We start from the raw sequence: 13422 nt of genomic DNA, 5'->3' as shown, positions 1-13422 counted from the left end.
TTAACCGCGTGGGTGGTATTTGCCATGTAACTCTTGCATACGATGTTGAGCGACATGGGTATAAATTTGCGTGGTAGAAAGATCGCTATGCCCCAATAACATCTGTACCACGCGCAGGTCTGCGCCATGATTGAGTAAATGGGTGGCGAAGGCATGGCGTAAGGTATGCGGTGATAACTCGGCCTGAATATTGGCCTGCAAGGCATAACGTTTAATCGCGTACCAGAAATTCTGACGACTCATGATGCCGCCGTGCTGGGTCAGAAATAAATAATCGGTGCTGCTTTTATATAGTTGCGGGCGTGATTCCAGCAAATATTTTTCAATCCAGTCACAGGCAAATTGTCCCAAGGGCACCAGACGCTCTTTATTGCCTTTACCGGTAATCCGTAAGTAGCCTTGTTTTAAATTGATCAGTTCAAGTTTCAGGTTGAGTAATTCTGATACGCGCAATCCACAGGCATACAGCACTTCGAACATGGCACGGTCGCGTAGGCCCAGTGCAGTGCTGGTATCAGGTGCATTGATCAATGCTTCAACATCTTGTTCAGACAAATCTTTGGGCAAAGCCCGTCCAATTTTAGGAGAATGATGTGTGGCAACGGGATTGTCGTCCCGGAGTTTTTGTTCGCGTAAAAATTTATAAAATTGTCTTAAGGCAGAAAGGCAGCGGGCAATTGAACGGGGACTTTTTCCAGCCTTGGTCAGCGCAATCAGCACATCTGCAATATCGTCACTCGACCATTCGGGTAGGGTGGCAGTTCGATGCAATTCACTACATTGGATCAGGTCCGATAAATAGGCATTACGGGTATGCGGGCTCACCGTTTGAGCGACTAAATAATCACGAAAACCCTGTAAAAATCCGAGATGTTCCGGAATGTTAACGGCGGCTGGGATACGTGGTTTTTTATTTAACATAATGGACTTGCTGAACCTTCGTGTTTGCACTGTAAAAGAAAAATGAATTGTTGTCGAACTGTCAAAAGGGTAAATGCCATTGAGATTGTTTTTGGTAATTATTCTCATTTGCTTGTATACTATAATAAAGAGCGTAAAGGGTTAGAGCGGTGCGATTGTCAGCATTAAAAGTCAAGCAGATAGCGGTGATCACGAAAGTGGATCGCTTGGTCGATGAGACACAACAGCCAGATTTAGTTGCGGTTCGTTTAGAAAGTTTAGGCTTTGTGCCTGGTACACAAGTGCAAGTGATTACCAAAGGTATTTTTGGCGGTGATCCGATTCTAATCCAGCTCGGTTTTACGCGTTTTGCGTTACGAAAGGCGGAAGCTGATAAAATTGAAATTCAACTTGAAGGAGCACCTGCATGAGTGATGCGTTACGTGTTGCCCTTGTGGGAAATCCAAACTGCGGTAAGACATCTTTATTTAATCATTTAACTGGAACGCGCCAAAAAGTTGCCAACTATGCGGGCGTGACGGTTGAACGTAAAGTTGGACATTTTCAGCTTCCTTCTGGAAAGTCCGTGCGTGTGCTGGATTTACCTGGGACTTATAGTTTACAAGCCACCAGTCCAGATGAAGAAATTACCCGTGACGTCTGTCAGGGCAAAATCGCTGAAGAAGGCCAGCAAGATGCCTTCCTGTGCGTGGTCGATGCCACAAACTTAAAGCTGCATCTGGGTCTCGTGCTGGAAGTGATTGAGCTGGGCCGTCCGATTCTGGTTGTATTGAACATGATGGATGAAGCACGCCGTCGTGGTATCCAGATCAATACCCAGAAACTTTCACAGCGTTTAGGTGTACCAGTTGTTGAAACCGTGGCGGTGCGTAACGCTGGTATCGAAAACCTGTTACATGCCTTAGATCAGCAAAAGTATAGTGTTCCACAGACTGAATTGAGTGGCTTGACCGGGACTCATCATCAGAAAATCGATATGATTTTCAAAGATGTGGTGAACTTTGTTGATCAGGAAGACAAGCGTACCGATTTCCTCGACAAAATTTTCTTACATCCGGTTCTCGGCTTAGTTAGCCTTGCAATCATGATGTTTATTGTCTTTCAGGCCGTGTTTGCCTGGGCGGCGCCATTTATGGATGGTATTGAAGAATTCTTTGCCTGGTTCGGTGAAGCATTAGGCGAGCATATCTCCCAGCCTTTGCTACATAGTTTGGTGGTTGACGGGATTATTGCGGGTGCGGGTAGTGTGGTGGTGTTCTTGCCACAAATCTTGATTCTATTCTTCTTTATTTTAGTGTTGGAAGAATCGGGCTATTTACCGCGAGCCGCCTTCTTGCTGGATAAATTGATGTTTAAAGCAGGCCTAAGTGGTCGTGCCTTTATTCCATTGCTGTCAAGCTTTGCCTGTGCGGTGCCTGGCATCATGGCCACGCGGAGTATCAGTGATCCACGTGATCGCTTTACCACGATTATGGTTGCGCCATTGATGACCTGTTCGGCACGGTTACCGGTCTATGCCTTATTGATCGCTGCCTTTATTCCAAGTCAAACGGTATGGGGCATTTTCAACCTGCAAGGGCTGGTGTTATTTGGCCTGTACATGTCAGGTATCGTCAGTGCGCTCTGTGTGGCAATCGTGATGAAATTTTTGCAGAAAGATAAATCACAGCATGCATTGTTACTGGAACTGCCAAGCTACCGTATTCCGGATATTCGCAGTGTCGGGATTGGCTTGCTGGATCGCGGTAAGATCTTCTTAAAACGTGTGGGTGGCATTATTTTTGCCCTGTCGATTTTGCTTTGGTTCTTATGTACTTTCCCGCAAGCGCCAGAAGGGGCGACTTTACCTGACATTGATTATAGTTTTGCAGGGATGTTAGGGCACTTGCTCCAGCCGATTTTTGCACCTGTTGGCTTTAACTGGCAGATCGTGATTGCCTTGATCCCGGCTATGGCAGCACGTGAAGTCGTGGTTGCGGCTTTAGGTACGGTATATGCCTTATCGGGCGCGGATGATGAAGCTATTGCGCAGGGTCTGTCACATCTGATTAGTGCGGACGGTACGGGCTGGTCATTGGCGACAGGCTTGTCGTTATTGGTGTGGTTCATTTATGCGCCGCATTGTTTAGCGACCTTGGCAACGGTACGCCGTGAAACAGGTTCATGGAAACATGTATCGATAATGACGGCCTACCTGTTTGGTCTGGCCTATTTAATGTCTTTCTTCACTTACCAGATTGCATCACGTATCTGGGGTTAAGACATCCTACTCAACCTCCCTTGAAAAAGGGAGGAACCACTGGAGAGACGCTTATGTTTGAGTACTTGATTGTTGCTGTATTGGTGCTGTGGAGTGCTGTTGTAGTCTTTAAGAAGGTATTCCCTCAAACAGCAGGTTCAGCATTTTTAGCCTTGTCTAATACCTGTCAGCGTATGGGCTGGCAGCGTTTGGCCGTATGGTTAAAACCTAAAATGGTGGCGGGTTGTGGTGGAAGCTGTGGCTGTTCAACCGATGAGGCTGAAAGCAAAAAAACAGAATCTGTGCAAACTGTGAAATGGCGTTGATAAAACTCAAAATGCCCATCCTAAGATAGGCATTTTTTTTGGAAACAAGAAAAAAATGAATCAGACTCAAATCAGTAAAAAAACAACTATTAAGCCCTAAACATAAATTGATTTTATTGGGCTTTATCCTAGTGGTGACCTTGCTTTATCTTTCTGCTTTGTTTAAAGGTCTGAATATTTATAAAGAAACCCTCTCTTGGCTTATTTCATGTTTAATCTTGATTTACCTATGGCTAAGACCAGAATTCATTGATCTTAAAATCAAACCTTATGCATTTAAATCTGTAGATTGGCTAGGGGCCGTGATCTTGGCTTTATTGGGGATTGGCTTTTTTATACCTGCTTAAGCTTTTACGCACTGACACAAAAAAGATTGAATAAAACCAAAACTGAAAAAGCATTTAAAACAGTAAAGTGCTAACATTTTTGCCATTCTGTGATCTGCGAAAAATGGGGCAAAAATGTTAATACAGCGCGGTGGATTAAAAGTTGTAGCTGGCTTGGGAATTTCCGGTGTATCCGCGGTTAATTTTTTATACGAACAGGGCTACCAGGTTGCAGTCACAGACTCACGCGCAACCCCGCCAGGACATGACCAGATTCCAGCAGGTGTGCGGACCAGCTTTGGTCAACTGGATACGGATCTTTTATTACAAGCAGAAGAAATTATTCTGAGCCCGGGGCTGGCAACGCAACTTCCAGAAATTCAGCAAGCAATGGAAAAAGGCATTGCAGTGGTAGGAGATATTCAGTTATTACGCCGTGCTACAGATGTGCCGATTGTTGCGATTACAGGATCAAATGCGAAAAGTACTGTCACCACCTTAATCGGATTGATGGCTGCAGATGCAGGCAAGAAAGTTGCTGTCGGTGGAAATCTGGGCCGCCCTGCATTGGATTTACTTAAAGATCAACCTGAATTAATCATTTTGGAGCTATCGAGCTTCCAGCTTGAAACCACATCACACCTGAATGCAGAAGTTGCTGTGGTGTTGAATATGAGCGAAGACCATCTCGACCGTCATGGCGATATGCTGGGTTATCACAAGGCTAAACATCGCATTTTCCAAGGCGTGAAAAAAGTGGTGTATAACCGTGACGATAATCTGAGTCGTCCTTTGGTGCCTGATGTGACCCCAATGCAGAGCTTTGGTCTGAATGCACCTGATTTAAATCAATATGGGGTGTTACGTGATGCTGATGGCAGCATGTGGCTGGCCCGTGGCAGAGAACGTTTGCTGAAAACCTCGGAAATGTATATTCAAGGCATGCATAACGTTGCCAATGCGTTGGCCTGTTTGGCGCTGGGAGAGGCGATCGGTTTACCGATGGCTTCGATGTTAGAAAGCTTAAAGCATTTTAAAGGTCTGGAACATCGTTGTGAGTACGTTCAAAGCATTGACGGCGTACGTTATTACAATGATTCGAAAGGTACCAATGTCGGTGCGACCCTTGCTGCGATTGATGGTCTGGGTGCAGCCATTGAAGTAAAAAATGGCAAACTGGCATTGATTTTGGGTGGTCAAGGTAAAGGACAGGACTTCAAGCCGTTACGTGATGCCATTCAAAAATACGTCAAGACTGCGATTCTGATTGGTGAAGATGCAGCAGTGATAGAACAGGCAATTAAAGGTACAACCGTGATTCAACATGCTGCCAGTCTGAAAGAGGCAGTGGCAATGGCACAAAAAGCGACTCAGGCAGAAGATGTAGTATTACTTTCACCGGCTTGTGCCAGCTTTGATATGTTTAAAAGCTATAATGATCGCGGACATCAATTCGTGGCATGTGTGCATGCCTTGAATGAAAAATAAGACCTAGGAACAGAACTATGGCTGATTTGGCCCAAAATACGGTACAGAAGATTTCGCAATTGCTAAATCGTTTACCTAAGCTACCTGCAGAAATGACAGCACGCAATATCTTGATCTTTTGTGTGATTTCGCTGCTATGTTTCGGTTCGATCATGGTCGCATCGGCGTCGATGCCCTATGCGGAATATATCCATGAGAGTCCTTTTTACTTTCTCATTCGTCACGGCATTTCGATTGTGGTTGCTGCCGTGGTGGCATTTTTAACCTATCGGGTTTCTTTGAATCTGTGGTTTCAGAATGCCTTTCCTTTGTGGCTCATTACTATCGTTCTGCTCTTGGCGGTACTGGTGGTGGGTTCTGAAGTGAACGGTGCGCATCGCTGGATCAAGATTGGCGGCTTTACCTTGCAGCCAACCGAAATTGCCAAGATTGTCATGGCGATTTTCACTGCGGATTATGTGGTACGCCGTGCCAAGGAAGTGCGAACGCATTGGAAAGGGCTATTGCGTTTAAGTGGTGTAATGGCCTTAACCGTGGGCTTTATCGTCGCTGAGCCTGACTTGGGTGCAACCGTCGTGATTGTCTTGATGATGGTCGGCGTGTTCTTCTTGGCAGGTGCGCCAGCGACTCAGTTCCTGATCATGTTGGGTGCGATCTTTGCGGGTGTCAGTGCGCTGATTATCTTCGAGCCATTCCGCTTCCAGCGCCTGATTTCCTTTACCAACCCTTGGGCAGATCCATTGGGGGTCGGTTATCAGTTGTCGAATGCCTTGATGGCCTTTGGTCGTGGTGAATGGTTTGGTACGGGCTTGGGGCATAGTGTGCAGAAGCTGTCTTATTTACCTGAAGCGCATACCGACTTTATGTTGGCGGTATTAGGTGAAGAATTCGGTTTCTTTGGTGTGTCTGTGGTGATGATCCTGTCATTTACCATGCTGGCATGCTGTATCCGTATCGGTCATCGTGCCTTGCAGCATAATTATCTACGTGCGGGCTATCTGGCTTATGGCATCAGTATCATCTTCCTGATGCAGATTCTGGTCAATGCCGGGATGAACATGGGTCTCATGCCAACCAAAGGTCTGACCTTACCTTTCATTAGTTATGGTGGTACCTCATTGATGATGTGTGCAGCGATGATTAGCTTAATTCTGAAAATTGATGCATCGACGCAAGAGCTGAACCCTGTGAAAGAAGAGTCGAATTTCTAGCATATTCAAACCAATAAAAAGCCCTGTCATGACACAGGGCTTTTTTATGACTTATAAATAAGTGCCGCTTAAATGAATGCCTTTGGGGATTAAATCAACATCCCATTGTTGTACTGCCTGTTGTAGCATGATACGTGGCTGATCAAGTTCAACCGAAGCTTGCCCCAAAGCTAAAATTGCCTGTTGTAAAAGTTCGGGTGCCTTGCTGATATCAAGCGCTTGGGCCAGATTCTGTTTAGACAGTTTTTGCCCTTGATCATTCATGGCCAGCGGCAGGTGCATATAATTTAGGGTGGGATAATTTAATAACGATCCTAGCCAGATTTGTCGGGCAGTATTATCGAGTAAATCTGCACCGCGAACCACATGGGTAATGCCTTGTCGATCATCATCGACCACCACCGCCAGTTGATAGCTGATAATGCCATCACGACGCTTCAAGACAAAATCGCCTAACTCATCCTGCAAGTTAGAACATTGCTGGCCCTGTAAACGGTCCTGAAAGCAAATCAGTTGATCTGTAACTTTTAGACGAATCGCCTGATGGGCAAAATCCAGATTCAGATTGCGACAGGTACCTGCATAGATGTGATTGGAACCCAACATCTTGCGTGTGCATTGGCAAGCGTAAATGGCTTCTGATTGTTTAAGTTGTTCAAGCACCTGCTCATAAAGATCTAAACGGTCTTTCTGGAAAATAATCTCGGCATCAGGCTCAAACTGGAAGGCATCGATGCAGGAGAGGATGTGTGTTTCGCTATGGGGATAAATGCGGGGAATGTCAGTATCTTCAATACGGACTAGCCATTTGCCATGATTGGCTTTGGCATCACAATAACTGGCCACCGCAGTGAGCAGCGAGCCAAAATGCAATGGGCCGGTTGGCGATGGCGCAAACCGACCCACGTAGCGACAGCAATCTGGTTGCTGATGGAAGCATTCTGGCGAAACAGCTGCTTGCTGTTCCGCAGTATGTTCAAGCATGGTTTAACCGTTGTTTTGCTTTTCTTTGATTTCAGCCAAAGTTTTGCAATCGATACATAAAGTCGCAGTTGGGCGAGCTTCTAGACGACGTAAGCCAATTTCGATACCACAGGTTTCGCAGAAGCCATAGTCTTCGTTTTGAATCGCTTCAATCGACTGTTCAATTTTACGAATAAGTTTGCGTTCACGGTCACGTGTACGTAGTTCAATCGCAAATTCTTCTTCTTGCGTTGCCCGATCATTGACATCAGGAAGAGCACTTGATTCGTCTTGCATGGTATTCAAGGTGCGATCAACTTCAGACATTAACTCAGCTTTCCATGCGTTTAAAATTTGGCGGAAATGCACAAGTTGTCCTTCAGACATGTATTCTTCATTTTTCTTCGGCTGATACGGCGCAATACCAAATAAGCTCGCGGTTGTACCACCTTCTGAAGCTTTCGGTTTGGTTTTACGTACGCGCTTCACCGCTTTCTGATCGTCGATCACTTCGGTCTGTTCGTCCAAGACTTGATTTTGGTTGTCATTCGCCATATAGGGCATTCCTCATCTTACACGTACTATCTATACGCAAAAAATATGGTGATATGCAAGTGTTTTTATAGAAACCTACGATGGTTTTTTCCATCAAGGGTCGACATCATATAGAGTTTTTGGACAAGATGGTAGTCATTCCCGTCCAGATTTTGTGTGAATTCGTCAATGTAATTTGTAATCAAAAGTTTTAGGAACTGCTGCTATTTTCAGCCATGCATGGTGTTATCGGCTAAAACGCCATAAACAAGGTATGAAATGCAGACAAAAGCGATTCCCTTGGCCCATTGCCTAATCATATCCCAAAACTTCAGAACTACTCATGCGCTGCGAAGTAGGTAGCCGATAGACTTGTGTTTCCAGTTCTCCATTGGCTTTCAGGCGGATTAAACGGTAGCCTGGGTGTTCCTCATCCAGCGCGAATTTTTCGCTTTTGGGTCTGAACTGAATACAGGTCGATGGGGTGGACAAGAACTCAACGCCTTGCCAGGTATTGACTGAATCCTGATGCACATGCCCGCAGATAATCGCCTTGACATTGGAAAACGGCTTGATGGTATCGAGCAGGTCAGATGAGTTTTTTAACTTATGCTGATCGATCCAGGCGGACTGCATGGCAAAAGGGTGGTGGTGACAGGCAATGATCACATGACGATCATGTAATTGAGTCAATAATCGGGTTAAGTGCTGTAACTGGATATCGCTAATTTTGCCATCAATACGTTCGGGTTGGGCGCTATTCAATAAGATCACGCTCCATTGGCCTAACTCGACCACGGTCGGTTGGGTTGGATCTTGCTCATGAAAGGGGAAATGCGTGACATCATCATGATTACCCGGGGTATGAAAAAAAGGAATCCCCAAGCTTTGCATGTGTTGTACATAGCGTTTATAGGTTAAAGGTGTCGGCGACTGGGCCAGATCACCGGTATGGATGATCAGGTCGATATGCGGATGCTGCTGGCGCATCAAGTCGATGACCGCATGAAAACTTTGCTCGGGTTGCATGCCGACAAATTCGAGGTGGGGATACTCTAATAAATGTGTATCGGTAATCTGTATCATCACAAAATCTTGCTGTGATAATGATGAGACCTGGAAAGTCACCGTCGTTAGCCCCTTCAGATTTCTTATCTTTGTTGTATATGCTGAGCCAGCCACTGTAATGCCATGATCACAGGTGCATTTCTCAACCGCCCGTTTTGAAATAATGCTTCTAGCTGGGAATAATCAAACAGATGCAGTTGAATATTTTCACCTTCATCTGGCATCCCAAAAACGCCCCCATGTTCTGGAAGCTGAACCTCTGCCACATATAAATGAAAAAATTCAGAGCAGGCCCCAGCAGAAGGGTAGAAGCTAAATAAATGTTTTAATTCAGTGATCTCGCACCCGGACTCTTCTAGGCTTTCACGGCGGATACAACTTTCTGGAGATTCGTCTCCATCCAGCACACCGGCAATAATTTCAAGTTGCCAGGCTGAAACCGGATCATTGACGGCCCCGACACGAAACTGTTCAATCAGTGCAAAGCGTTGTTGCTGATCGCTATATAGCAAAACGCCAGCGGCTTCAGGACGATGAACCAGTTCACGTTGAATGAGAGGCGAGAAATCTTTCCGGTGAAATAACCGGTGTTTTAAGCTCACTTTCTCAACTTGAATGAACCCTCGAAACAATGTTTGTCGAGATTCTATCGTAACGTCGGTGGCTGAATAGCTGGCGTGGTCAAGAATAGTCATCTTCAATCAGGATGAGATTGTACATATCTCATCCTAACCGAGAATGATTCGCAGGAAAATCTTTTTTTAGTCGATTTACACTTTGTGGTACAATTTTTGACCATGTTCCTGATAAGCGGTTTTCATGGCATTGAGACCTGCTTCAACTTCTGTTTCCGCATCATTTGACTGCTTGGCATTGTGTTGATTTTGCGCATAATCTCGCACATTTTGGGTGATTTTCATGGAACAGAATTTTGGACCGCACATCGAGCAGAAGTGGGCCGATTTATGCGCTTCTTTTGGCAGTGTTTCATCATGCATACTGCGTGCGGTATCCGGGTCCAGACTTAAATTGAACTGATCATCCCAACGGAATTCAAAACGCGCTTTTGATAAGGCATTATCACGAACCTGAGCACCTGGATGACCTTTGGCCAGATCTGCCGCATGCGCTGCAATCTTATAGGTGATGATGCCATCTTTAACATCTTTCTTGTTTGGCAAGCCCAGATGTTCTTTTGGCGTCACATAGCACAGCATTGCCGTTCCATACCAGCCAATCATCGCTGCACCAATCGCAGAGGTAATATGATCATAGCCCGGTGCGATATCGGTGGTGAGTGGTCCAAGTGTATAGAATGGTGCTTCTTTACAGACCTCAAGCTGGAGGTCCATATTTTCCTTGATCATGTGCATTGGCACATGTCCCGGACCTTCAATCATGACCTGTACATCATGCTCCCAGGCGCGATGGGTCAGTTCACCCAGAGTTTTCAGCTCGCTAAATTGTGCTTCATCATTGGCATCCTGTACGCAACCCGGGCGCAGACCATCACCTAAGCTGAATGACACGTCATAGGCTTTCATGATTTCGCAAATTTCGTCGAAATGTGTATATAAAAAGTTTTCTTCGTGATGCGCCAGACACCATTGCGCCATGATTGAACCGCCACGAGACACGATACCAGTGAGGCGATTTGCAGTCATTGGCACATAACGCAGTAATACACCTGCATGAATAGTGAAATAGTCTACGCCTTGCTCAGCTTGTTCAATCAGGGTGTCTTTAAAGATTTCCCAGGTTAAATCCTCAGCCACACCATCAACTTTTTCCAGGGCTTGATAGATCGGTACCGTACCGATAGGTACCGGTGAATTACGGATAATCCACTCACGGGTTTCATGAATATTCTTACCTGTCGATAAGTCCATGATGGTGTCGGCACCCCAACGGGTGGCCCACGTCATTTTCGCCACTTCTTCATCAATCGATGAACCGAGCGCGGAGTTACCAATATTGGCATTGATTTTCACCAAGAAGTTACGGCCAATAATCATCGGTTCGCATTCTGGGTGATTAATATTGGCTGGGATAATCGCGCGCCCCGCTGCGACTTCCTGACGGACAAATTCCGGGGTAATTTCTTTTAAATTCTGCGCGCCGAAGTTTTGTCCGGCATGCTGACGCATATCGACGCCTTCACGCTGGCGTTGGTTTTCACGAATCGCAATATATTCCATTTCAGGGGTAATCATGCCTTGCTTAGCATAATGCATTTGCGTGACATTTTTCCCTGCTTGGGCACGACGTGGGTTTTGAATATGGGCAAAGCGGATGTCGGCAGTACGGATGTCTTTTAGACGGGCCTGCCCAAACTCGGAGCTCAGGCCTAAAAGGATATCAGTATCCTGACGTTCATCAATCCAGCTCTGGCGAACCAGTGGCAAACCTTTATTCAAATCGATTTGTACATTAGGATCGGTATACACGCCAGAGGTGTCATAGATCATCACAGGTGGGTTGTGTTCACCGCCTAAACCTGTCGGTGTTTCGGTTAAGCTGATTTCGCGGAAAGGTACCTGGATGTCTGGGCGAGACCCTTGGACATACACCTTTCTTGAAGCGGGTAGGATACGGGTTAAATCTTTAGCGTCTTGCTCATGTTGAGCAGAAATATCAGCAGGGGAAAGATTCGTTAACTGGTTCATGGCATGATCCTTATGTATGGCATTAACGAATCAAGCACGACCAAAAACAATGGCGGATTTATCTCTATGATAAATAAAGGCTAAGTTTTTGCTGGGCTTGATTCCTACGCAGGTGTTAACCTGATCAGGTTCAACGGTACTTGCCTTTAAATTCTGTGATTAAGACAATCTCAGCAGTTTGTTAACTGCGCTCCGTCAAGCGACGTGTTTAGACTACCAGATTTAAAAATTTTTGTTGTATCAATTCACACCAATTTACAATGCCTAAATCCATGCTATTGTCATAAAACTTTCATCATTTCTATGTTCTAATCACCAATCATTTTTTCCATGTGTCTAGTGGAGGCATACTGTGAGCCCAAGCAATCCTGTGTTAAGTCATCATATTTCTTCACAATTTAATGAAGACTTGCAAGATGTGCATACCAAGTTTATGACCATGGGTGGATTGGTGGAGCAACAAGTTGCCAACTCAATTCATGCTTTATTAGACACAGATGCGAATTTAGCGATCGATGTGCAATTTAAAGACAATGCGGTGAATCAGTTTGAGCGTGATATTGATGAAGGTTTAACCCTGATTCTTGCTCGCCGTCATCCTGCAGCGATCGACTTGCGTATGGTGATTGCCATGAGCAAGGCCAATACCGATTTAGAACGTATTGGTGATGAAGCGGCAAAGATTGCCCGTATCGCACAAAACTTGTGTGAAGAGGGTGAGTCACCACGTGGTTATATGGAAACACGTCATATCGGTAATCAGGTACGTGTCATGATTCATGACGCGCTGGATGCATTTGCCCGTTTAGATGTGGAGCAGGCATTGAAAGTGGTGATGGCCGATGTCGACATTGACCGTGAATATCAGTCTGCGACACGTACTTTGATGACCTATATGATTGAAGATCCGCGTCATATTTCACGTGTCATTAACGTGATGTGGGTATTGCGTTCATTGGAGCGTATTGGCGACCACGCACGTAATATTTCAGAACAAGTGATTTATATGGCGAAAGGTATGGATGTTCGTCATACCAGCATTGAAGAAATCGAGCAGAAAGTTCATCAGAAATAAGTGTAAAAATAAAATAACTTTAAACCGTCCAGTAATGGACGGTTTTTCATTTTCAGGATATATAGATAAAAAAAATCCCAGACTTCGGGGGAAAAGTCTGGGAGAGAAATATCATGCGTTACGTGAGATATCAACGTATCTCTTTGTCCTTCTGCATACAACTATAAGCGGAGGCGTCCAAGGTGTCATGTAGACAACTGTGTATACTCTGTAAGGCTTTATTACTTATGTAAATGTCACGTAAAAAGAGAGCTGAAAACAGCTCTCTTTTTATCGCAGGATCAGGCAAAATGACTTACTTTTGCTCAGTCCAACCCTCTGCTTTTTCTACACTTTCATCGTTATTGAAGAACTTCTCACGTTGTTCTTCAAGAAACTTCTTCGCATCCGGTTCAAACACATTTAGACGTTTTTCATTAATCAGCGTGGTCTGGTGTTTTAACCATTCCTGCCATGCCTGCTTTGAAACGGTTTCAAACAATTCCTGACCTTTTGCACCCGGGAAGGGTGCGAAGTCCAAGCCTTCAAGCTCTTGTTTGTATTTGCGGCAAAATACTTGTCTAGTCATTATGGCATCCAGTGAAAGTCCCTCTTCGTAAAAGAGG

At 45.1% G+C, this 13422-nt stretch carries 13 protein-coding genes, 1 pseudogene and 1 riboswitch; of the genes and pseudogenes, 7 read left to right on the top strand and 7 right to left on the bottom strand.

Annotation, left to right across the window (positions count from 1 at the left end):
• Positions 1 to 921: a site-specific tyrosine recombinase XerD gene (gene xerD, locus IEV39_RS17765; protein ID WP_005281030.1), complete on the bottom strand. Its 921-nt coding sequence runs from the start codon at positions 919 to 921 to the stop codon at positions 1 to 3.
• Positions 922 to 1070: 149 nt separating this feature from the next.
• On the opposite strand from xerD, the gene IEV39_RS17760 reads away from it, so the two are divergent.
• From IEV39_RS17760 to ftsW, 6 genes and pseudogenes are all read left to right on the top strand, one after another.
• Positions 1071 to 1331 (top strand): FeoA family protein, encoded by a 261-nt coding sequence (locus IEV39_RS17760; protein ID WP_005226344.1) that lies wholly within the window; start codon positions 1071 to 1073, stop codon positions 1329 to 1331.
• Positions 1328 to 3181 carry a ferrous iron transporter B gene (gene feoB, locus IEV39_RS17755; protein WP_005281029.1) on the top strand — a complete coding sequence of 618 codons (1854 nt, stop codon included), beginning with the start codon at positions 1328 to 1330 and terminating at the stop codon, positions 3179 to 3181. Before IEV39_RS17760 ends, feoB begins: the two co-directional genes overlap by 4 nt.
• A gap of 53 nt (positions 3182 to 3234) precedes the next feature.
• The gene (locus tag IEV39_RS17750) at positions 3235 to 3486 is read left to right on the top strand and encodes a DUF6587 family protein (RefSeq protein ID WP_005281026.1); all 252 of its coding nucleotides are present in this window, start codon (positions 3235 to 3237) and stop codon (positions 3484 to 3486) included.
• A 55-nt stretch (positions 3487 to 3541) separates the two neighbouring features.
• Positions 3542 to 3833 (top strand): annotated as a pseudogene (locus tag IEV39_RS18650) (hypothetical protein).
• A 114-nt stretch (positions 3834 to 3947) separates the two neighbouring features.
• Complete coding sequence (gene murD, locus IEV39_RS17745; RefSeq protein ID WP_005281023.1) at positions 3948 to 5300, top strand: UDP-N-acetylmuramoyl-L-alanine--D-glutamate ligase; 1353 nt, start codon at positions 3948 to 3950, stop codon at positions 5298 to 5300.
• Positions 5301 to 5317: 17 nt separating this feature from the next.
• A complete protein-coding gene (gene ftsW, locus IEV39_RS17740) occupies positions 5318 to 6511 on the top strand; it encodes a putative lipid II flippase FtsW (RefSeq protein ID WP_005226348.1) in 1194 nt (397 codons plus the stop codon).
• 51 nt (positions 6512 to 6562) lie between these two features.
• Here ftsW and gluQRS read toward each other — a convergent pair whose 3' ends face one another.
• From gluQRS to thiC, 5 genes are all read right to left on the bottom strand, one after another.
• On the bottom strand, positions 6563 to 7495 hold the full coding sequence (gene gluQRS, locus IEV39_RS17735; RefSeq protein WP_005281020.1) for a tRNA glutamyl-Q(34) synthetase GluQRS: 933 nt from the start codon (positions 7493 to 7495) through the stop codon (positions 6563 to 6565).
• Positions 7496 to 7498: 3 nt separating this feature from the next.
• Entirely contained in the window at positions 7499 to 8029 is a 531-nt protein-coding gene (gene dksA / locus IEV39_RS17730) for an RNA polymerase-binding protein DksA (protein WP_005226351.1), read from the bottom strand.
• A gap of 291 nt (positions 8030 to 8320) precedes the next feature.
• Complete coding sequence (cpdA, locus tag IEV39_RS17725; RefSeq protein ID WP_005226353.1) at positions 8321 to 9136, bottom strand: 3',5'-cyclic-AMP phosphodiesterase; 816 nt, start codon at positions 9134 to 9136, stop codon at positions 8321 to 8323.
• Positions 9137 to 9159: 23 nt separating this feature from the next.
• Positions 9160 to 9771, bottom strand: coding sequence for an NUDIX domain-containing protein (locus IEV39_RS17720; protein ID WP_005281016.1), 612 nt, complete (start codon positions 9769 to 9771; stop codon positions 9160 to 9162).
• Between the two features lie 75 nt (positions 9772 to 9846).
• Positions 9847 to 11742 carry a phosphomethylpyrimidine synthase ThiC gene (gene thiC / locus IEV39_RS17715; protein ID WP_005281013.1) on the bottom strand — a complete coding sequence of 632 codons (1896 nt, stop codon included), beginning with the start codon at positions 11740 to 11742 and terminating at the stop codon, positions 9847 to 9849.
• An 84-nt stretch (positions 11743 to 11826) separates the two neighbouring features.
• Positions 11827 to 11947, bottom strand: a riboswitch (TPP riboswitch).
• A 147-nt stretch (positions 11948 to 12094) separates the two neighbouring features.
• Here thiC and phoU point away from each other — a divergent pair.
• Positions 12095 to 12817: a phosphate signaling complex protein PhoU gene (gene phoU / locus IEV39_RS17710; RefSeq protein WP_004773981.1), complete on the top strand. Its 723-nt coding sequence runs from the start codon at positions 12095 to 12097 to the stop codon at positions 12815 to 12817.
• 295 nt (positions 12818 to 13112) lie between these two features.
• Here phoU and IEV39_RS17705 read toward each other — a convergent pair whose 3' ends face one another.
• Positions 13113 to 13385 carry an oxidative damage protection protein gene (locus tag IEV39_RS17705; RefSeq protein WP_005226361.1) on the bottom strand — a complete coding sequence of 91 codons (273 nt, stop codon included), beginning with the start codon at positions 13383 to 13385 and terminating at the stop codon, positions 13113 to 13115.
• Between the last annotated feature and the right edge of the window lie 37 nt (positions 13386 to 13422).

Origin of the sequence: Acinetobacter courvalinii (assembly GCF_014635545.1) — a bacterium.
Classification (GTDB): domain Bacteria; phylum Pseudomonadota; class Gammaproteobacteria; order Pseudomonadales; family Moraxellaceae; genus Acinetobacter; species Acinetobacter courvalinii.
This window is presented reverse-complemented; position numbering and strand designations above follow the sequence as displayed.

Excerpts from the sequence above, each read along its gene's own strand:
- xerD (WP_005281030.1), bottom strand. The coding sequence starts at position 921 with ATGTTAAATAAAAAACCACGTATCCCAGCCGCCGTTAACATTCCGGAA.
- feoB (WP_005281029.1), top strand. The coding sequence starts at position 1,328 with ATGAGTGATGCGTTACGTGTTGCCCTTGTGGGAAATCCAAACTGCGGT.
- IEV39_RS17750 (WP_005281026.1), top strand. The coding sequence starts at position 3,235 with ATGTTTGAGTACTTGATTGTTGCTGTATTGGTGCTGTGGAGTGCTGTT.
- murD (WP_005281023.1), top strand. The coding sequence starts at position 3,948 with ATGTTAATACAGCGCGGTGGATTAAAAGTTGTAGCTGGCTTGGGAATT.
- ftsW (WP_005226348.1), top strand. The coding sequence starts at position 5,318 with ATGGCTGATTTGGCCCAAAATACGGTACAGAAGATTTCGCAATTGCTA.
- gluQRS (WP_005281020.1), bottom strand. The coding sequence starts at position 7,495 with ATGCTTGAACATACTGCGGAACAGCAAGCAGCTGTTTCGCCAGAATGC.
- dksA (WP_005226351.1), bottom strand. The coding sequence starts at position 8,029 with ATGGCGAATGACAACCAAAATCAAGTCTTGGACGAACAGACCGAAGTG.
- IEV39_RS17720 (WP_005281016.1), bottom strand. The coding sequence starts at position 9,771 with ATGACTATTCTTGACCACGCCAGCTATTCAGCCACCGACGTTACGATA.
- thiC (WP_005281013.1), bottom strand. The coding sequence starts at position 11,742 with ATGAACCAGTTAACGAATCTTTCCCCTGCTGATATTTCTGCTCAACAT.
- IEV39_RS17705 (WP_005226361.1), bottom strand. The coding sequence starts at position 13,385 with ATGACTAGACAAGTATTTTGCCGCAAATACAAACAAGAGCTTGAAGGC.